Below are 19,972 nucleotides of genomic sequence, written 5' to 3' on the forward strand. Positions count from 1 at the left end.
ATTTAACTCAAGTTGCTAGTTATTAATTTTGAGGCTGTAGGGTGCGTCAGATAGCAGAATTTTGGGTAAGATAGCTAACTTTATCGGTCTGACGCACCCTACTCAACCGTAACTAGCAACTTACGTTATTTATGAAGATGTAGCCTCAGTTAGTAAGGTTCCTAAATCCAGGGATTAACCAACATCAATCAAGTTAAAGTTGGCTTTAAAGTCATTGTAAGAAAGAGTTCTGTAACCAGTTGATTCACCTGTTCGAGAATTAGGTCCCCAAGGGTTGTACAATGTAACTGTTCCGGCGCTGGTATTAGCACTCACAATCGTATATTCGTGACCACCAACAATTCCCAGTCCAGGATTGCTAATTGTACCTGCTGAAAGCGCCCAATTATTACTCAGGAAACTGGAAATTTGAGACAAACTGAGGAATGCTCCTTTAGGGGTAGCAGTGCCTACTTTTGAATAATTAGCGTAGACACCCCCTTGGGTGACACCTGTAATACTGTTCATTACTCGGAAACCCCAACCACCTTCAATGCTGCCATAGTTATTGGCTGTACTGGGACGTTGAGATGTACCCATTTCTGCAAATTGGGCATAAGCCTTTTCTGCTAGAGCAACCCACAAGCCTCTATTCTGGTTATCGTAAGCGGCGAATTGCGATCCACCAGTGGTTGGCAGATATTGGTTCACTGTAATGTAGTCAGCAGGTGTGGTTACAGTACCGTCATTCTGACCGTAGAAGCGGACTGTGAATGTACCATCTCCGTTATCAATAAACATATTGTTAATTACATTGGATGCCCGTTGGCTGTTATTGGCGAAAGCACCCAAAGCAGCTAGGAAATAACAATCTCCCAAATATCCCTGACGAATATCTGTGACGTTGATTGTTCCATCTGTACCATAGAGAAGTTGATTTCGACCGGACAATCCCGAAGTATTGGCTAAACCATAACTGATAGTCCTGGCTGGAGTACTGCCATTAGCAGGTACAAAAGTAGAAGGTAGGTCATTGCCTAAGAACCATTTGCCAACTAGTTTGTCGAGTTGAGTAGCACTGCTACCAGAATACAAGTTACCCAAACTTTGACCTTGATACAAGGCGTTAGCGGTACTACCATTGGCAATCTTGTTTGACAAATTTCGCACTGAATCTATCATTTGGAAGCGACTGGAATTATTTACCAGTGTCCGAAAATCGGTGAGTTCGTTGGAGTCTACTGATGTAGAATCCGTAGCACTACGGAAGATCAGCATCATGTCACTACGGCTTAACTGACCATCACTGCCAAGTTGACGCGCCCAGTTGATTATGCCGCTATCTTTGAGGTTTTGGCTATACCAATCTGATACGGTTGTGGTTGGTTTTGCCAGAAAATCCATTGTGTACTGAGTGGAAACACCATCGTAAGAATTGACTCGCAAGAAGTAAGTGCCTGCATTGAGAATGGTGTTAAACGCTTCGGAAGTGCTGACACTATAAGCGGTTCCTCCAATTTTGTGTGTACCACCGTTAGCTGAGGAGATGATCTGATTCCCCGACTGATCTAACAAGCGTACATCTGCATCCGCGCTTAAACCAGACAAAATTACGTTGAAGTCGCTGCGTGTGGTGAGGCTAAACTTGAAGTAGTCGTTGGTGTCTGAACTGCCAATACTCTCACTGTTGCGGTACCAACCATTCAGGGGAGCCCAGTTGACGGCAGTTCCCATTGTGTTGCCTGCATCTGTTGTAGCACTATTCCCGGATGTAGCACCATTTCCAGATGTAGTACTAGTCCCAGATGTAGCATTATTTCCTAGAGTAGAACCATTAACTGATGAGATACTGTTCCCAGTGATGGGATCGGTGTTGAGTGAAATTGGGTTTGAGTTTCCCTGACTGTTTGTCTGTATTTGGGTGTTTTCCCCTAGATTGCCATTTCCAGAAACCCCAGATAAAACAAATTGCCCAAAGGAGTTATTAATTGTACTACCATTGCCTGTAGCGATCGCATAAGCATTTTGATTTATAGATAAATCATCAGAACCTATACCAGGATTACTTTTTTGTGAATTACGTAATAAATGCATTTCACCTACTGGCACAATGCTTGTTTCTCTAGATTGTTCAGTTAAAGAATTCTGTTCATTACATCCTGAATCGAGTGTCAACAACATAGCTTTTATCTATCTCCATGAGCATCAATACTGGGAATTTGACTTATCAATCCCTGTTGATTCAGTTATAAACTGAGGAGATAGGCTGTGTCAGTGATAAAAAGTTATAATAAGTTAGGTTATCAAAAATTTTTGTCTAACCTGGAAGTAAAACTTTAGGAAATTACTTGAAATCTCAGATGACCGTTGAAGAAGCATTAATTCAGTTGACAATAGTTCTCCAGCCAAAGCCCCTCAATGATGTACAAGAATTGGTATTTTGTAAATCTTGGGAAGGAAGTTCTTATAAAGAAATCGCTGCTCAAGCTGGCTATGATGCAGAATACATAAAACTTGTTGGCTTTCAACTGTGGAAATTACTTAGTAAAGCCTTTGGAGTAAAGGTCACTAAGAGTAATATCCACTCAGTACTAACGCGCAATTCCCTTAGTTATCAACCATTAGATAATGCTGATGCCAGTCAAGCTACTTATTTGCATTCGATTCATAGGGATTTAGTTCCTAGCAACTGCTCTCAAGACGGCAAAGAAGCGATCGATGTTTCCCTATTCTATGGACGTGCTGAAGAACTCGACAAGTTAGAAACATGGATTCTAGAAGATAAATGTCGTTTGATAGAAATTTTAGGTATTGGAGGGGTGGGAAAAACTGCTTTATCTGTTAAACTGGCGGAAATAGTTCAAAAGCATTTTGATTTTGTCATTTGGCATCGTCTTCACAATAGCTTATCAGTAGGGGAAACAATTGCCAAAATACTCAAAGATTTTTCCCCAGAGTTGCAGATAAATTCACTGGACAATATTCCCGAACAATTGTCACTACTTTTGCAGTATTTGAAGCAGCATCGCTGTCTCTTAGTCCTGGATAATTTTGAGGCAATCATCAACAGTGCTAATGACAATCCTATCTATCATTCTGGGTATGAAGATTACAGACAAATGTTACGCCGTTTAGCAGAAGAACGACATAACAGCTGCCTAGTAATCACCAGTCGAGAGACACCAGAGGAAGTTATAGAGCTAGAAGGGGAATTTCTTCCAGTAAGAATATTAGAATTAAAAGGTATAGATTTGGTAGCTGCCAAGAAATTGCTTCTAGTTAAAGGCTTAACTGGCACAGATGCACAAATAACAGAATTAGTTAATTGCTATCAAGGGATACCTTTAGCATTGAAAATCGCTACCACTTTTATTAAGGATATATATCTCGGTAATATTGGGGAATTTTTAAGCGAAAAAATCACGGGTTTAAAGCAAATACGTCAAATTTTAGATGATGATTTCAATCGGTTATCTGTGATTGAAAAGCAAGTTATGTATTGGCTAGGAATTAAAGCAAATCCACTCATGGTCAACGAAATTCAAGCTGTGGTTGTGCCGCCTGTAACTAAACAAGAATTGCTAGAGGTACTATCTTCCTTAAGGAGACGCTCTCTGATAGAAAACACTTCCGAGGGTTTCATCCAACAACCATTTGTTCGAGAATTTATCAATGAAAAATTCAAGTCCCAGGCTAAATCTGTGAAATTAAAAGTGAAGCAGATGCTTGGGAAAAATTTTTAGTAATTCTTACACAATCAACAGTATGAGAATCTATGTATAGATCGTCAGTGAGTTTAATTCTCCAGAAGGTCTTACCGCTACGGCATCTTTATACGGTAGAATCACGGCTTTTACACCACCAACACAGCAAAGCGTTCCTGAACCTGGAACTATTTACTCTATTTTCGGTTATCGGACTCAGAAAGCTCATTAAGTTAGGGCAGCTTGGAGCAAGTTAAATCTGTTCTTGAACCAACTTCTGCCTTGGGCTTGTTAGCATTAGGTGCAATGGGTATAGGTTCGATGCTCAACCGCAAACAGCAACAAAAAGTGACTGTCAAAGCATAATCTAAATAATCTAAACCGATTCGCCATCAGAAGGTTTAGGCTAACTGTTAAACTAATCTGTCAAACTAATTAAAGTACAATCCGTGTTTTCCCAGTGGAAAGCACGGCTATTTTTTATGGCTATTGATTAAAATCTGGATAATCACGTAGGGTTTGCCACATTCAACTGTGATCAAATCAATTTGACGGATTAATTGCATATTCTCTCGGAACAACTAGCTCAAAATTATCAGTTATTTTTCCGATAAATTCCTCTATAATCAGTAATTACTCTCATAAATATTCCCTCTTTTATGCCAGAACAAATCCTCATTTAATGCCGGAATATTTAAACAATAATTTATCTGTAAGTCAACTATCTCAATGAATATTTTATAGAAGAAATACAAAGTTTGACGTAAGCAATAAAGCTCGAAACTCTTAAATTAGTAGGGGTTTAGCGAATATTATTTATTTGGGTAATGGTCGATACCTAACCTGGAAGATATTTTTTTGATGAAGATTAGCTGAAAGTGATGACATTGCTAATTGAGGTATGCCAATCTGTTTTTAGTGATGAGATTCAGATGAGTGCGAAATTACTACTAATAAGTAACTTTCAGTAAATATTGATAGTTAGTTTCTCCCTATACAAAAATTCTCACGCATCGCCCTTCTAGATTATCAACACTTGTCAACCTTAACTTGTTTGGAGAATTGGAAAAATGGCTATTTCAACTATGATGAAAAAGTTATCGATCGCCACCGTTGGAGCAGCATTACTGGCTGTGGGAATAACCGTAAAAGCTGCTAACGCCGCTTCAGTTGTCAATGGTGGATTTGAAACCGGAAACTTTTCTGGGTGGACAGCAACTAGCCAAAGTGGTAGCGGGGGAAACTTGTTCAATACAGCTGGGGGTTTTTCTCCAAGGTCGTCTTCTTCGATTCCAGGTGCAAGCGAAGGTACGAGATATGCAGTGACCGACCAGAGTGGTCCTGGTTCATACGTCTTGTTTCAAGATATCTTCCTAGAAGCTGGTTCGCAGCACCAGCTTTCATTTGACTGGTTTGCTAAGACTTCTGCAAGATTGGCCGATCGGGGAAACATGAACAAAAATAGCTCTGGTAATCAACAGTTCCGAGTGGATCTTGTTTCTACTGAATTTAGTGACTGGTTTGGCAGTTCTTCCTCGGCAGGGGTACTAGCAAATATTGTGGCTCCAGTTGTTTCACCTAATCAGTGGACTAGCACCTCATTCGATCTGAGTGCATGGGCAGGTCAAACAGTGCGATTGGCTTTCAGGCAAGTTGATAACATGGGCATATTCCAGGCTGGTATTGACAATGTGAAAATTGCCTCCACTCCTACCCAGGCAGTTCCCGAACCTGCTTCGACATTAGGTTTAATGGTATTCGGTGCAATGGGTGCAGGTTCAATGCTGAAGCGCAAACAGCAACAAAAAGCAGCAGTAAAAGCATAATCTAATAACCTAAACGATTCACCATCAGAAGGTTTAGGCTAACAGTTGCCACAAAACTGTCAAACTAATTAAAGTAAAATCCGTGTTTTCCCAGTGGAAAGCGCGGTTATTTTTTTGGATGATGTCAAATTCAGTAACCTCAATTTAGTAAGTCTTGATCTGATTCGCTGAGGCACCCAGGCAGAAAATCTGGGTTTTTTATTTGTTCCCAGGTGTAAGGAGTGCAAGCCGGAAATGTTTGATATGACATTAATGTTTCCCCCACAGCCAAGTCAACTCCATCTAGATAAGCTTCTGGGATTGCTTCTTCTAGGTAAGGTTTCAAGCTAGGGTTTTTCTGGAGTAACTTATCAATTTTTCTTCGCTGTTCCCGAATGGTTGCTACCCAACTTCTAGACCTTTTGCTAGGTTGATACTCCCATTTCAACAAGTGCCCAAGTAGAACTCCCAGACGGTTGATTAACTCTTGCTGCTGTTGTTTACCCAAAGAGTCTATTTCCTCAATTAAATTTTCGATGTCCAGACAATCTAATTGGCGCTGACGCAATAACTCTACTTGGGTTTGTGTCCAAGCATAAAAGTCAGTTTGGTAAAGGTCGATGAGTGGAAGGTTCATTGTTTCTTCCTGTGATGGCTTGATACCCATTTAATCCTACTGTGGCAAAAAGACTGTTGGGATCTGGGTTTTGTTTTGATCTTATTCTAAGGAGCGATCGCAAACGATCGCGCAATCACTTAGCTGTTTCCTCCAGCCACAGGCAATAATCTCGATCGTAAAGATGGTTGGTAGTCATAACGGCAAAACAGCAATCGGGTGATACTGAAAATCGGGGGCGAAAAAGGTTCGCAGGATTTGGGCTTCGTCTTGATCTTACTCAGTCCAAAGATCGATCGCATTCAGTGGTACGCTAAAGAATGGCATTGCTAAATGTTAAGACGATTTCCCTTATTGAGATAGGCGCAAGCATGGTAGCCACCACAGAAAAGACAAATAGCGGGCGGATTACCCAAATTATTGGTCCCGTTGTAGACGTTGAGTTCCCCAGCGGTAAAATGCCGCAAATTTACAACGCCTTGAAAATCGAAGGCAAGAACGAAGCAGGACAAGATGTGTCCGTAACTTGCGAAGTACAACAGTTGTTGGGCGACAACCAAGTACGCGCTGTTTCCATGAGTACTACTGACGGATTAATTCGTGGTATGGAAGCAGTTGATACTGGCGCTCCCATCAGCGTACCCGTTGGTGCAGGTACTCTGGGTCGCATTTTCAACGTATTGGGCGAACCTGTAGACAACTTAGGCCCTGTAAATACTACAGAAACTTCTCCTATTCACCGGGAAGCACCCAAGCTGGTTGACTTAGAAACCTCTCCTTCGGTGTTTGAAACTGGCATCAAAGTTGTAGACTTGTTAGCACCTTATCGTCGGGGTGGCAAAATTGGTCTGTTCGGTGGTGCAGGTGTAGGCAAAACCGTAATTATTCAAGAACTGATTAACAACATCGCTAAAGCTCATGGTGGTGTGTCAGTGTTTGGTGGTGTGGGCGAACGCACCCGTGAAGGTAACGACCTTTACAATGAATTCAAAGAATCTGGCGTTATTAACGAAAAAAATATCGGCGAGTCTAAGGTAGCGCTGGTATATGGTCAGATGAACGAGCCACCAGGAGCTAGAATGCGGGTGGGCTTGAGCGCTCTGACAATGGCAGAATACTTCCGGGATGTGAACAAGCAAGACGTGCTACTGTTCATTGATAATATCTTCCGGTTTGTGCAAGCTGGTTCGGAAGTGTCGGCGCTGTTAGGACGGATGCCTTCTGCGGTAGGATATCAGCCAACTCTGGCAACGGAAATGGGTGAGTTGCAAGAACGGATCACTTCTACTAAGGAAGGTTCGATCACTTCGATTCAAGCAGTTTACGTACCAGCAGACGACTTAACCGATCCTGCACCTGCAACTACTTTTGCTCACTTGGATGCGACAACGGTATTATCTCGTGGTTTGGCATCTAAGGGGATTTATCCAGCGGTAGATCCTCTGGATTCTACTTCTACTATGTTGCAACCTAGTGTTGTCGGTCAAGAGCATTACACAACTGCTCGTGCTGTACAATCAACTCTACAACGTTACAAGGAATTGCAAGATATTATTGCGATTCTCGGTTTAGATGAGTTGTCGGAAGATGACCGTTTGACTGTAGCACGGGCACGCAAGATTGAGCGTTTCTTGTCTCAACCTTTCTTTGTGGCAGAAGTGTTTACTGGTTCTCCTGGTAAGTATGTGAAGTTGGAAGATACCATTAAGGGTTTCCAACGCATTCTTTCTGGTGAGTTGGATGAACTGCCAGAGCAAGCTTTCTACATGGTTGGTACCATTGAAGAAGCGATCGCAAAAGGCGAAAAACTCAAAGCTAAGTAATTCATGTAGGGGTAATTCATGTAGGGGTAATTCATGAATTACCCCTACATGAATTCTTCACTACCCATTACCAGCCGCTTGAGTTAATTAGGATCTAGGCTAGGGAAAAAATTATCTCTGCCCCGATCGGCAAAATCGAAATTCTAAAATCTAAAATCGCAAATCGAAATGACTTTAAAAGTTCGTGTGATTGCACCAGATAAAACTGTCTGGGATTCTGAAGCTGACGAAATTATTCTGCCCAGCACTACTGGACAAATCGGTATTTTAAGTGGTCACGCTCCACTTTTGACGGCTTTGGATACGGGTGTAATGCGTGTTCGCCCGGATAAAAACTGGGTGGCGATCGCTCTGATGGGCGGTTTTGCCGAAGTGGAAAATAATGAGGTGACGATTTTGGTTAATGGTGCAGAACGTAGCGATTCGATAGATATCGAAAAAGCTCGTACTGCTTACACCAAAGCTCAAGAGCGTTTTAATCAAGTACAAAACAGCGAAAATCGTCAGGAAAAAATTCAAGCTACTCAAGCTTTGAAAAGAGCTCGCGCTCGTTTTCAAGCTGCTGGTGGCATGGTTCAAGTTTAATTTTTCCGGTGGGCGCTTGCGCCCACCTTTTCATTTAAGCTTGGTTAAGACTTTTGTTAGTTCTTTATTTAAAATTTCATATCCTTTTTCATTTAAGTGTAATGTGTCTTTGTAGTAATTATTTTTCTGGTTTTGATTTAACAGCGAATAGCTATCAAAAATAATCACGTTCGGCGCTTGCAAAGAAGATATGTAAGAGTTTACCTCGACAACAGCCCGATCGATCTCTGAAGACCAAAATGGTTTTCTCATCAGTGGTATTTCTCCAGCCGGAATGATAGTTGTCAGGATAACTGTAGCACCTAAAGAACGCGATCGCTTGACAATCTCCTGAATGTTTGCTTTACAATTGGCAATGATGGTGGAATGGCGATCGGGAAACAACGGAATTGTTTTTAAATCGTTAATCCCAACTTGAACAAGTATAATTTGCGGACGCAAGGGTACAACTTGTTTTTCAAAACGTCCCAATACTTGAGTAGAAGTTTGACCGGAAATCCCCCCATTTATAGCGGAAAAACCCTTTATTTCTGTGGGTAATGTCCATTCTTGCGCTCGCGAATCACCAAAAAATATTACTTTAGAAAGCGAATCATTACTCGCATCATCTTCTCTAGAATTACTTTTAATATATTCCAAACCTAACGGATCTAAGGTAGTTTGATTTAGTAGTAAGTAATAATGTCTCGCTGCTATAAACAAAATTACATTGAGCGCCACTGATGCCATCAAAGCACTTACAGATAAGAGCAAGACTAAATGAAAAAATTTGGGGAATTTTTGCATAATCTATAGTAACTTCAAGGAAAATTAAGCAGGTGTTTTTCCAGTGTAGTATTCATTTCATTATAATGATAATACTTGCTCGTCTGGCGGACTTCTGGATCTCATCAAAGGAGAGAAATCGATGGAAAGTAAAGCACCACCAACCGCACCAGTACAACGGCGAACTCTGTTCAATATTTCTGATGAAATCAGTGAGTTAAGCAGTTTACTTGATGAGATAGAAGATGATGATCTCGAAAGTGAACAGTTAATTACTAGTTGGTTGGAAAATTTGGGGTCAGAACGCGATCGCAAACTAGACAACTACGCCGCTTTAATTGCGGAATTGGAAGCAAAAGCAGAAGTGAGGAAAAAAGAAGCCCAAAGATTAGCCAAATTAGCCACCAGTGATGAAAAAAAAGCGGCTATCCTCAAAGAAAGACTTAAATGGTTTTTTGAAGTCAACAAGTTAAAAACGGTAGAAACTGCACGTTATAAATTATCTTTAACTAAAAGCGGTGGTAAACCACCTTTAATTTTAGATGATACTATTTCTCCCACTGATTTACCAGAAAAATTTCAAAAAATTCAAGTTGAACCAGATAAAACAGCAATTAGAGCCGCATTAGAAGCTGGAGAGGAATTAGATTTTGCTCATTTAGGCTCTAGGAGTTCCAGTCTGAGAATCCGATAATCTACCAATAGTTTTTCATCTTTCCTTATCTATTAAAAAACTGACTATCTTGCATATAACGCAAGGCTGGATCAACTTCTCCTTCTTTCAAAGGAGTGGAAACTTTCAGCGGATCAGCTTGTACTGCTACTAATCCTTGACGCACAGCTGTAGTAATTTGCTCTTTCAGTTTAGTTTTCGCCCGTTCTTGTTGCCAATGCCAACCCTCTTCACTGGTAGCGTATAATGCTGGCAATCGATTCAGGGCATAAGCTACAACTTGTATTGGATCAATATATTTCAGCATCTTTGGTGGTAACTGTTGTAATTGATGCTCCACTTCCTGTACTACCATTGGTTCAATCGCATTACGATAAACCAAGCTCTTATTTGTGATTGTTTTCATCGGGAAACACTTAAATTAGGAAATGCTCAACAGAGTAACGTGAGAATTTTGATGTGCAATCAAACTTTACACAACTAACACCCTGACACCCTGACACCCCTAATCTCAAAATTCATCGGGGCTTTTAACTAAGTCAATCTATCAAAATTTCTTGGCTCGCATCTTAACCTATTTTTCCGACACCAGTCAATTCTCTATCAACAAATTTTATATTAATTATTATGTAGATAGAGAGTAGTCATAATATCTTTAGATTGAAACAAACAGTTTTTCATGAAATGTTTTACAACTATTGTTACAAAAATTGGTTGCCTATCTTCTACCGCAATAAGTATTTTTTTTCCCCAGTGCGATGATTACCTTCTAAATTATGGGAAGCAATATCCAAGTTGCCACGCTTTTTTAAGGGAGTTGTCACTTTCAAAGGATCTTTTTGCACAGCAGCAAATCCTTGACGTACTGCCATGATAATCTGGTTTTTCAGTTCAGTTCTTGCTTTAAGCTGTTGCCTACGCCATCCCTCTTCGCTAGTAGCATACAGTGAAGGCAGACGATTTAGTGCATAAGCAACCACTTGCGCTGGATTGATGTATTTGGCAAGATGAGGTGGCAGTTTTTCTATTTTTCGTTCCACCTCTTCTATTACTATTGCTTCCAAAACATTAATGTAAGTTAATGATTGATTCCCTGAAGTTGACGAGACTGTTCTCTTCCCGAACAGCTGTTCAGGCTTCTGAGATACCGATCTGTAATTGTCTGAGTTAAACGTCTTCATACAGTAACTATTCTCCAATTACTCAGCAGCAGTATTTTTACTTAAACTGATACTTACGTATTACTTCCGATCTTAGCTTATTGATTTTATTTGTCCCCGTACTTATGCCAATTAATTTTACTCTAGCTTGAGGAATTTTTGATATTTATATTAAGAAAAAAAATGCCTCTAGCCTGAATCCCCAGCGTAAATTTTTGAGGAAGTGCTTACGCATTTCGGACCCTTCGCCACAGCAGGTGGATTGCTCTCCAGAAAAAATTAATCGGTAAAAGGTAAACTGGGAAATCTTCCTTTAATAGCTGTTAATTTTTGTTTGTGGAATAAACTATTTTTGTCTACCCAAAAAGGGACTACCAGTAAAAGCAACAAATTACAAGTACAGCCTCTTCCAACAGGACAAATGTAAAATCTGTCTCCCCCAGACCAATTACCTCCAACTACTCCCTTGGTTTGTCCATTAAGGATAAATTCATACTTATATATAAAATGTTGCCAGATGACTCCCACAAGAGCGTTAGCTTGACGGTGAGACAGTCAACTTTTGATCGATAAACCCGATCGATTCAGGAAGCGCTTTCTCGATCGGGAATCTTAGTCCCCAGTCCCCAGCTTGCAAAACACCAGTGTTTTCCACTTCCAGTACAACAGAGCCGTTAAGGTGTGACGGGGGTCTTCTTGGGGAAGACAGATAAATGTTATTTTATAGCCAATTGGCAAGAGGTTAGAAGCTAATGGCGCAATTGGAAAACCAAAGGCAAACTCAGGGTGAAGACAACCCGCAAACCGCTGAAGAATTTGTGCGGGTTTTGACAGAGCAACTGCAAGACATTAAACAAAGTCTATTACAGGAGTTGCAGCAGGAAGTCCAGAAGCTACAAAGTGAGAGGTCTAGCTTAAATACTGAGATTGAGCAGATGCGATCGCAGTATCAACAACAGACCGCACAACAGCGAGTTTGGACGCAACAGCTGGCTGAGATACTGGCTACTGGGCTGCAAGAAGAGTTAAGACAACAGCAACTTAATTTTTTAGCAGCTAATGCTTCCAGGCCAAGTGGCAACCAAGACGAAAACTCTTACCAGCTACTTGCTGCCCTAAATTCTACCTTAAGTTCCACCTTAAGGGCTCTACAACAAGAGATCAACAGTTATCAAAGTAACTTCTCCCAACAGTTAGGTCGGATGCAAACCTTAGAACAGCAAGGGGAAGCTATTTTAGAAGCCCTAGTAACTCGCATTCGGCTGCAACTTCAGGAAACCTACCGACCAGAGAGAACTTCTTCTACACCCAGAATTACACCGGGTCGTCGTCCAACGGCTTTGCCCGGTCGTAGTAGTCAACAACCCCCCGCAGTTGGCCCAGCACCAACTGCCCCAGCGACTCCTACCACACCATCTCCCCAAGCGACAAATTTCAAATTAGGAGTGGTTTTAGTTTTAATTTCTTCTTTGATGTTTTCCTTACAAAACATTGTTGTCAGGGTGCTATTAAGGGAGCAAAATATCTTTGGCTTATTTAAAGTTGGTGGGTTTATTACTCCGAGTCCTGGTAACTCTTTATTAATTTTGTTGTTGCGAATGATCTTGGTCGCACCCTTAATGGCTTTTGTAGTCGCACCATTGTTTTATAACAATACCTGGCGAGATATCAAACATTTGGGGCAAAAAAGTCAGTTTGGTAGACTGTTAAGCGTGATTGGGAGTGGCTTTTTTCTGTTTCTCTCCCAATTTTTTATCTATATTGCTTTAGGAAATATCCCCACAGGGGTAGCAACGACAATTTTCTTTGTTTATCCGACGATTACCATTTTGTTGTCTTGGATAATCTTCCGCGACAAACCAACATTTTTACTGGTTTTAGCCACAATTTCTATTTACATTGGTGGTTTCTTAACTATTCCCAGCTTCACCGCCGGGGCGAAGGGTAATGTTACTTTAGGAGTAATAACAGCTATTTGTTCCGGTGTGGCTTTTGCGGTTTACGTGGTGTTGATTAAAGTCAGTCGGATGCACCCTGTTCCCTTTAGTGTGGTTAACTTTACCACCATTTTGTTTTTATCTGCGATCGTTCTCCCATTTTTCGGATATCAAGTTAAGCCGACGATGTGGACTGGCTTATTAATTGGCACCTTAGTGTTAGTTACTACCACCCTTTGTGGTTATCTCCTAAACAATTTTGGTGTGCCCTTAATCGGGCCTGCTTTAGCTTCTGTTGTTAGTGCTAGTGGCCCAGCTTTAACCACCATTTTAGCTTTCTTTATTATCCAAGAAAATTTGCAACTTTACCAAGTTCTTGGCGTGGTACTAGTAACAGTTTGGGTAATTGGAATTAGCGCCCAAAATTTGAAGCCAAAAGATCCTCCAAGTCAGCCTGCTGCAAGTAAGTAAGCTGCTGAAAAATTGAACTTTTACTATTAAGGGCTGGGTGATAATTCACTCAGCCCTTAGCTTTTGAATTAGCACTTAGTTAATTTTCCCTATACAGCAGGGAACAGGGAACAAATTTTTTGTTAGTTTGTCCCGGTTTGGGTTGGTAGCCGAAAAACCTATGAGCGTTATCGATTTAAAAATTGTAGGGGCAGGTTTAGCAGATAATGTTTCGGGAAAACAGATAACTCACCAACAAAACCTGCCCCCTATTTTTGTCACTCAACCACAATCTATATACACCAGAATTATGACGCATTTGATTAATTCGATGGGCAGAAAATGTTTTGCACCCTCGCAGAATTTCTGGTAATTTTTTGGCGTTATGTTGTGTTTGAGACATGGGAAAGGGCGGGTTTTGTGGGGAGATTGTCTATTTTTGTCCAGAGATATCGGCTAAACCCGCCCCTACAGAATTGTGATTGATTAATCCGATGAATCCATGCAGAAAGGATTTAACGATCGCACTTTGGTTAGTATATATCCCATAAAGTGCCTCAGATTTGAATAATCAGCGTTCCTTGCCTAAATTTGTAGAGTCTGACGCACCCTACAGACTGAACGGAGAGGGAGGGATTCGAACCCTCGTTAAAGTTTCCCCTAAACAGCATTTCCAGTGCTGCGCCTTCAACCACTCGGCCACCTCTCCAAGGCTGTGCTTTGGTTTTTTTTCGCACCGAATTCACAAGCTTGTCTATCTTAGCATAAATTACAAAGAGAGTCTATCCCTCCGCTCGGTTTTTTCTGAAGAGCAATTCTTCTCTGGCTCAATTTAAGATATATTATGTCGCTCAAATGTTTGCAATGTCTCGCTTATATAAAATTCGGATTCACGATCGCCAACAGAACACCTATCATACCATCCAAGTCCCAGACGATCGCTACATCCTCCACAGCGCCGAAAACCAAGGCGTAGAACTACCATTCTCCTGTCGCAATGGCGCTTGTACCACCTGCGCCGTCAGAGTACTTTCCGGCGACATCTATCAACCAGAAGCAATGGGACTATCCCTTGAATTACAGAAACAAGGTTACGCTCTGTTATGTGTCAGTTATGCTCGTTCTGACTTAGAAGTGGAAACACAAGATGAGGACGAAGTTTACGAACTCCAATTTGGTCGGTATTTTGGAAAAGGTAAAGTTAAAGTCGGTTTGCCTTTGGATGAAGACTAACATTGCCTATTTCTTTAGCCCGGTGACTGTTTGCTGTTTACTACTCTTGGGGGGATGCCAGTCCACTAGTACTCCCCAAGGAGTAACATTGAAAGTAGAACGGATTGTCAGCGGACAAACCTTAGAAGTAATAGATCCGCAAAAACAAACTGATTCAGCTTTACGGGTGCAACTGATTGGCGTGTCAGCACCAGACTTACGCCAAAGACCTTGGGGAGAAACCGCTAGAGATAGATTAGAGGAAATGATTGGGGAAAAACCTGTATTACTCGAATCTGACTTGCAACCAAAAGACCAATTCGATCGACAATTAGCATATATCTGGCAAGATGGTAAGCTATTGAATGAAGAATTACTCAGAGAAGGTTGGGCTTTGTTTCGACCCCGATCGCTTAACCGCAAATACGACCAACGCCTAGAACGCGCTCAAGAGTACGCTAGAGTCATGGGATTAGGGATTTGGAGTCCAGATCAAGCCTTACGTCTACCTCCAGAACAATTTCGGCAACAACACAGATAATTAACGACTCAAAATTCCCTTGATTTCCTGACGATCGCAAGCAGATCCCGCATTAATCAGCACAGGCAAAAGTTTTTGCTCAAAACTACTTGCCCGTTAGCGGGTTGATAGGGGATACTTCTATCCAAGGTTGTATATTTTTATTAATAATTATCGAGTCCTAACTTCACTTAATTAAAAAATGAGTTCTCCAACCCCCGAACAGCTACAAACCTTTCTCGACATTGCCACAGAAGCCGCTCTCGCTGCGGGTGCCGTCTTACAATCCTATTTTGGTAACTTAGAAACAGTAGAAGAAAAAGGTCGTCCGGGAGACTTATTAACAGCCGCAGATAAAGCAGCCGAAGCCGTAATTTTGGAAATTTTACATCGCCACTTTCCTGACCATGCAATTTTAGCAGAAGAATCAGGACAGTTAGGAGAACAAGAGAGTGAATATTTGTGGGCGATCGATCCTTTGGATGGGACAACTAACTTTGCTCATCAATATCCCTTTTTCTCCTCATCAATTGGACTTTTAATTGCAGGAATTCCCCAAGTAGGCGCAATTTTTGATCCTTTTCATAATGAACTATTTCGTGCCGCCAAAGGTTTAGGAGCAACTCGCAACCGTCTTCCCATCAGAGTTTCTCAAACATCAGAACTAAGTAAAAGTTTATTAGTAACAGGTTTTGCTTACGATCGCCAGCAGACAAATGACAATAATTACGCCGAATTTTGTCACCTCACCCATATTACCCAAGGCGTGCGCCGTAGTGGATCGGCTTCCCTAGATTTAGCTCATGTAGCTTGTGGACGCTTAGATGGATACTGGGAAAGAGGACTTTCTCCTTGGGATGTTACCGCTGGGATAGTACTAGTAGAAGAAGCAGGAGGCAAAGTAACTGCATACAATGGCAGCCCTTTCCAAATAAAATCAGGAAGAATCTTAGCAACAAACAGTTGTATTCACAACAGTCTAAGTACCGAACTTATGCAAGTATATCCCTTGTCAGATTGGGGAAAACACTTAACAACAAATTTTTAATTTACACCAACAAAAATAACATTACTAGATATTACATCCTTTGATGTTACGAAGTACACTAGATGTATAGAACTAAATTCTGGAACACTAAATTATGGCACTTAATATTGAACAAGGATTATTCAAGTTTGATTGCACAGACCATCATGCAGTTTTAGGCGTACCATTGGATGCAACAGCTAACGAAGTCAGAAAAAGATATCTGAAAATTTCCCGTCGTCTGCATCCAGACAGCTGCACCGCAGACAGCGAAGCCAGCAAACAACAAGCCAGTCAGTTCTTCGCGAAACTAGTCAGTCCAGCTTATCAACAACTGTTTAACGATCAAAGTCGTGCCGAACATAACGTACTGCTAACTCGCATGGGAAAACGCCTAGTCCAAGAAAGAGAGAAAATTGACCTGCAAAGTGAATTAGCCAAACAGCTATACAAATCCACTAACTTGGAACATGAGTATAAAAGTGCATTGAATAAACTAATTGAAAAACAATATGAATCAATGGACCAAATTCTGCAAAATACAGCCCAAATCAGTGAATTGAATTTAGTTTACTTAGTACGGAAGTCTAGCCAAGGTCAAAGCGCCAGTAAGCCTACGGAAGTTACTAAAGTAGCAACTCCTGCTGTCACCACACCAGCAAAAACTAACCCAGCAGCAGCCACAGCAGGTAAAGTACCTCCAGTAGCGGAAAAGAAACCTGCGAAAGTAGAACCTTCTCCTGCCGAAACCTACTGCCGTCGTGCCCAAGAGTATATCGAAAAGAACTATCCTGCCAAAGCTATCCTAGAATTGAGAGATGCTTTGAAGATGGAGCCGAAAAGTAGTCGCGTTCATGCTTTAATAGCAATGGCTTATTTAAATCAGGAACAGTTAAAAATGGCGAAAATTCACTTAGAAAGCGCCTTACAATTTAATGGTCAAGAGCCAACAGCTTTAGAAGTGAAAAAACGCATCGATTTAATCGAGAAACGTACTACTGTACGTACAGCAGCCGCAAGTAAAAAGCCTGAAACTAAAGCTAGCGGCGGTTTATTTGGTTTGAATTTGTTTGGTGGGAATGGGAAGAAGAAGTAATGGTGCATCAACCACCCGCAGGGGCACGGGATTTATTGCCCCTCGATGTTGCTCAAAAACAATGGATTGAAAACCGCTTACAGCAGGTTTACCATCGTTGCGGATATCATCGGATTATTACCTCCACAATTGAGCGGTTGGATACTTTAATGGCAGGTGGTGCCATCAACCGCTCTACAGTATTACAATTGCAAGCGGGAACCGAAGAAGAAAATTTGGGACTGCGCCCGGAATTAACTGCTAGTATTGCCAGAACAGCAGTGACTCGCATGGCGGGAGTAAGTTATCCCCAGCGACTTTATTACAACGCTAATGTTTTTAGAAGGGCAGAGAAAGGTAGCTACAGCGGACAGCAGGAATTCTACCAAGCGGGAGTAGAATTAATTGGCGCAGGCGGGTTGCTGGCAGATGGGGAAATTTTACTGTTGCTGGCAGAATGTTTGTTTCAGTTGGGGTTGAGTGGTTGGCATTTGGTATTGGGTGAGGCAGGACTTACCCGCAGTTTGCTGGCACCTTTTCCCGATAAGTTGCGGGAGAAAGTACGAAGAGCGATCGCACATCTCGATCGTGTTACCCTAGAAAATCTCCCCCTCGATGCAGAACTTAAAGAACAGGCCCTGATGTTACTCGACTTACGGGGAAAACCAGCTGATGTCCTGCAAAAAGTCGCCAACTTAAAACTAGACCCGGCGGGAGAAGAAGCACTTAATAATCTTAAATCTCTAATAGACTTACTAGAACAAGGTTTGCCTAACTTAGCTGGACAAACAAACCTTACTTGCCAAGTCACACTCGACTTGAGCTTAATTCAAACATTCAACTATTACACAAGCATAGTATTTGAAGTCGTCGGCGAAACAGATACCGGAAAACATATCTTAGGACAAGGAGGACGTTACGATCAACTTTTAACCCTCTACCATCCCCAAGGAAACAGCGTTCCCGGTATTGGTTTTTGCTTAAACATTGAAGAGTTATACCAAGTTTTACTCCCCACCGGACAGTTACCCGCAGAAACACCCACTAGCGAATACTTAGTCGTTGCCCAAACACCCGCAGCTTTTGCCTCTGCTTTCGCTTACGCCCACAGTTTGCGCTCCTCAACCCAATTAGTCAGAGTAGAATTAGACCTGGGTGGACGTAACCCAGAAGAAATTCGGGAATATGCCCGTCGTCGTCGCATCCCCAAAATAGCTTGGGTAAAAGAGTCCGGTTCACCAACACTAGAAACACTCTGAGCCAAAAAGCATTACAATTCTTAATGGCTAAGCTCACCAAAAAGTGCTAACCAAACTCGTCTGTCAAATTTCACAAGAGAGAGAATGCCACACACAATTGTTACGAATACCTGCGAAGGCGTTGCTGACTGCGTAGACGCTTGTCCCGTTGCTTGCATCCATGAAGGCCCAGGCAAAAACGCCAAAGGCACAGATTGGTATTGGATTGACTTTACCACCTGCATAGATTGTGGCATCTGTCTGCAAGTCTGCCCAGTAAAAGGTGCCATAGTTCCCGAAGAACGCCCAGAACTACAAAAAACTCCCTAAGTTTGGGGACTCTTGACTGGGGACTCTTGACTGGGATTCCTTTCAAATCACGCATTTTCTGAATTAATTAGGTTTACCGATCGCCATAAGTACCTGAAAGCCAAAATCTCTAACAGGTCAATCCAAAATCTAAAATCTAAAATCGAATGAGTAACCCACTATTAGAAGTAGAAAACGTCTACGCAGGATATGTCAAAGACCTAGACATCCTGCAAGGAGTCAACTTTAAAATATACCCAGGCGAACTAGTCGCAGTCATCGGACCCAATGGTGCCGGAAAATCTACATTAGCTAAAACTATTTTTGGGTTACTCACTCCCCACCAAGGAAAAATTACCTTTAAAGGCGAAAGCATTGGCGGGTTAAAATCAGATCAAATTGTACAACGAGGAATGTGTTACGTCCCCCAAATCGCCAACGTTTTCCCCACTTTAACAGTCGAAGAAAACCTGGAAATGGGCGCTTTTATTCGCAATGACTCCCTGCAACCATTAAAAGATAAAATTTACGCCACTTTCCCCGTTTTGGCCCAACGTCGCCGTCAACGCGCCGGAACTCTTTCCGGGGGACAAAGGCAAATGTTGGCAATGGGTAGGGCGTTAATGTTACAACCCAGTTTACTATTATTAGATGAACCTTCGGCAGCTTTGTCTCCCATTTTGGTTAATAATGTTTTTCAGCAAATTCGCGAAATTAATAGCGGCGGAACTGCGATCGTCCTCGTAGAACAAAACGCCCGCAAAGCTTTGGAAATGTCCGATCGCGGTTACGTCTTGGAGGCCGGACGCGATCGCTTCACAGGCCCCGGTTCCCAACTACTCCATGACCCCAAAGTAGCCGAACTTTATCTCGGCGTGAAACCTGTTTATTGAACTTTTGTTAACTTTTGTTTCAAAAAATTTTTTTGTTTCCGGGAATACCGTTTTTCCCGCAGGTTTCGGGGTATACTTATAATAATGGGATGGTTGTATTTTTTTTATTTTTGGAAATATTCCATTGTATGAGAATCAAAACCTAATCTAATAATATCAGGAAACAGTCCAAAAGTTAAATCAAACTTGTAAAAATTTGTA

Annotated in this window: 19 protein-coding genes, 1 tRNA gene and 1 pseudogene; 15 read left to right on the top strand and 6 right to left on the bottom strand. The window is 41.6% G+C overall.

Going from position 1 to position 19,972, the window contains the following annotated elements:
* Window positions 1-174: 174 nt before the first annotated feature.
* Window positions 175-2,160 carry a C2 family cysteine protease gene (locus ACE1CC_RS08685; RefSeq protein WP_413270074.1) on the bottom strand — a complete coding sequence of 662 codons (1,986 nt, stop codon included), beginning with the start codon at window positions 2,158-2,160 and terminating at the stop codon, window positions 175-177.
* A gap of 179 nt (window positions 2,161-2,339) precedes the next feature.
* On the opposite strand from ACE1CC_RS08685, the gene ACE1CC_RS08690 reads away from it, so the two are divergent.
* The 3 genes and pseudogenes from ACE1CC_RS08690 (at window position 2,340) to ACE1CC_RS08700 (ending at window position 5,509) form a co-directional block, all read left to right on the top strand.
* Complete coding sequence (locus tag ACE1CC_RS08690) at window positions 2,340-3,722, top strand: NB-ARC domain-containing protein (RefSeq protein ID WP_413270075.1); 1,383 nt, start codon at window positions 2,340-2,342, stop codon at window positions 3,720-3,722.
* Window positions 3,723-3,938: 216 nt separating this feature from the next.
* Window positions 3,939-4,049 (top strand): annotated as a pseudogene (locus tag ACE1CC_RS08695) (PEP-CTERM sorting domain-containing protein); the annotation flags it as partial.
* A gap of 704 nt (window positions 4,050-4,753) precedes the next feature.
* On the top strand, window positions 4,754-5,509 hold the full coding sequence (locus ACE1CC_RS08700) for a PEP-CTERM sorting domain-containing protein (protein ID WP_413270077.1): 756 nt from the start codon (window positions 4,754-4,756) through the stop codon (window positions 5,507-5,509).
* Window positions 5,510-5,648: 139 nt separating this feature from the next.
* On the opposite strand, the gene ACE1CC_RS08705 is transcribed toward ACE1CC_RS08700, so the two are convergent.
* A complete protein-coding gene (locus tag ACE1CC_RS08705; protein ID WP_413270078.1) occupies window positions 5,649-6,125 on the bottom strand; it encodes a DUF29 domain-containing protein in 477 nt (158 codons plus the stop codon).
* A gap of 350 nt (window positions 6,126-6,475) precedes the next feature.
* Between ACE1CC_RS08705 and atpD the strand changes: the two genes are divergently transcribed.
* Window positions 6,476-7,927, top strand: coding sequence for a F0F1 ATP synthase subunit beta (gene atpD, locus ACE1CC_RS08710; RefSeq protein ID WP_413261789.1), 1,452 nt, complete (start codon window positions 6,476-6,478; stop codon window positions 7,925-7,927).
* Window positions 7,928-8,095: 168 nt separating this feature from the next.
* A complete protein-coding gene (atpC, locus tag ACE1CC_RS08715) occupies window positions 8,096-8,512 on the top strand; it encodes an ATP synthase F1 subunit epsilon (RefSeq protein ID WP_413270079.1) in 417 nt (138 codons plus the stop codon).
* Window positions 8,513-8,542: 30 nt separating this feature from the next.
* On the opposite strand, the gene ACE1CC_RS08720 is transcribed toward atpC, so the two are convergent.
* Complete coding sequence (locus ACE1CC_RS08720; RefSeq protein WP_413270080.1) at window positions 8,543-9,265, bottom strand: SGNH/GDSL hydrolase family protein; 723 nt, start codon at window positions 9,263-9,265, stop codon at window positions 8,543-8,545.
* Window positions 9,266-9,419: 154 nt separating this feature from the next.
* On the opposite strand from ACE1CC_RS08720, the gene ACE1CC_RS08725 reads away from it, so the two are divergent.
* Entirely contained in the window at window positions 9,420-9,971 is a 552-nt protein-coding gene (locus tag ACE1CC_RS08725) for a siphovirus Gp157 family protein (protein ID WP_413270081.1), read from the top strand.
* Window positions 9,972-9,996: 25 nt separating this feature from the next.
* Here ACE1CC_RS08725 and ACE1CC_RS08730 read toward each other — a convergent pair whose 3' ends face one another.
* Both ACE1CC_RS08730 and ACE1CC_RS08735 read right to left on the bottom strand, forming a co-directional pair.
* Window positions 9,997-10,356, bottom strand: a complete 360-nt coding sequence (locus ACE1CC_RS08730; protein WP_413270082.1) for a late competence development ComFB family protein — start codon at window positions 10,354-10,356, stop codon at window positions 9,997-9,999.
* Between the two features lie 319 nt (window positions 10,357-10,675).
* Complete coding sequence (locus tag ACE1CC_RS08735; RefSeq protein WP_413270083.1) at window positions 10,676-11,014, bottom strand: late competence development ComFB family protein; 339 nt, start codon at window positions 11,012-11,014, stop codon at window positions 10,676-10,678.
* An 848-nt stretch (window positions 11,015-11,862) separates the two neighbouring features.
* Between ACE1CC_RS08735 and ACE1CC_RS08740 the strand changes: the two genes are divergently transcribed.
* Together ACE1CC_RS08740 and ACE1CC_RS08745 are read left to right on the top strand one after the other, a co-directional pair.
* Window positions 11,863-13,518 (top strand): EamA family transporter, encoded by a 1,656-nt coding sequence (locus ACE1CC_RS08740; protein ID WP_413270084.1) that lies wholly within the window; start codon window positions 11,863-11,865, stop codon window positions 13,516-13,518.
* Between the two features lie 160 nt (window positions 13,519-13,678).
* Window positions 13,679-13,870 (top strand): hypothetical protein, encoded by a 192-nt coding sequence (locus ACE1CC_RS08745; protein WP_413270085.1) that lies wholly within the window; start codon window positions 13,679-13,681, stop codon window positions 13,868-13,870.
* Window positions 13,871-14,119: 249 nt separating this feature from the next.
* Here ACE1CC_RS08745 and ACE1CC_RS08750 read toward each other — a convergent pair.
* Window positions 14,120-14,206 (bottom strand) — tRNA-Ser (locus ACE1CC_RS08750).
* 155 nt (window positions 14,207-14,361) lie between these two features.
* Between ACE1CC_RS08750 and ACE1CC_RS08755 the strand changes: the two genes are divergently transcribed.
* The 7 genes from ACE1CC_RS08755 (at window position 14,362) to ACE1CC_RS08785 (ending at window position 19,771) form a co-directional block, all read left to right on the top strand.
* Window positions 14,362-14,730 (top strand): 2Fe-2S iron-sulfur cluster-binding protein, encoded by a 369-nt coding sequence (locus ACE1CC_RS08755; protein ID WP_413270086.1) that lies wholly within the window; start codon window positions 14,362-14,364, stop codon window positions 14,728-14,730.
* Window positions 14,731-14,818: 88 nt separating this feature from the next.
* Window positions 14,819-15,250 carry a thermonuclease family protein gene (locus ACE1CC_RS08760; RefSeq protein ID WP_413270087.1) on the top strand — a complete coding sequence of 144 codons (432 nt, stop codon included), beginning with the start codon at window positions 14,819-14,821 and terminating at the stop codon, window positions 15,248-15,250.
* Between the two features lie 181 nt (window positions 15,251-15,431).
* Window positions 15,432-16,277, top strand: a complete 846-nt coding sequence (locus tag ACE1CC_RS08765) for an inositol monophosphatase family protein (RefSeq protein ID WP_413270088.1) — start codon at window positions 15,432-15,434, stop codon at window positions 16,275-16,277.
* 94 nt (window positions 16,278-16,371) lie between these two features.
* Complete coding sequence (locus ACE1CC_RS08770; protein ID WP_413270089.1) at window positions 16,372-17,352, top strand: J domain-containing protein; 981 nt, start codon at window positions 16,372-16,374, stop codon at window positions 17,350-17,352.
* Window positions 17,352-18,590 carry an ATP phosphoribosyltransferase regulatory subunit gene (locus tag ACE1CC_RS08775; protein WP_413270090.1) on the top strand — a complete coding sequence of 413 codons (1,239 nt, stop codon included), beginning with the start codon at window positions 17,352-17,354 and terminating at the stop codon, window positions 18,588-18,590. Before ACE1CC_RS08770 ends, ACE1CC_RS08775 begins: the two co-directional genes overlap by 1 nt.
* Window positions 18,591-18,674: 84 nt before the next feature.
* A complete protein-coding gene (locus tag ACE1CC_RS08780; RefSeq protein ID WP_413270091.1) occupies window positions 18,675-18,899 on the top strand; it encodes an indolepyruvate ferredoxin oxidoreductase subunit alpha in 225 nt (74 codons plus the stop codon).
* A gap of 146 nt (window positions 18,900-19,045) precedes the next feature.
* Complete coding sequence (locus ACE1CC_RS08785; RefSeq protein ID WP_413270092.1) at window positions 19,046-19,771, top strand: ABC transporter ATP-binding protein; 726 nt, start codon at window positions 19,046-19,048, stop codon at window positions 19,769-19,771.
* The last annotated feature ends 201 nt before the right edge of the window (window positions 19,772-19,972 follow it).

This window comes from Floridaenema aerugineum BLCC-F46 (assembly GCF_041929345.1).
GTDB lineage: Bacteria > Cyanobacteriota > Cyanobacteriia > Cyanobacteriales > Aerosakkonemataceae > Floridanema > Floridanema aerugineum.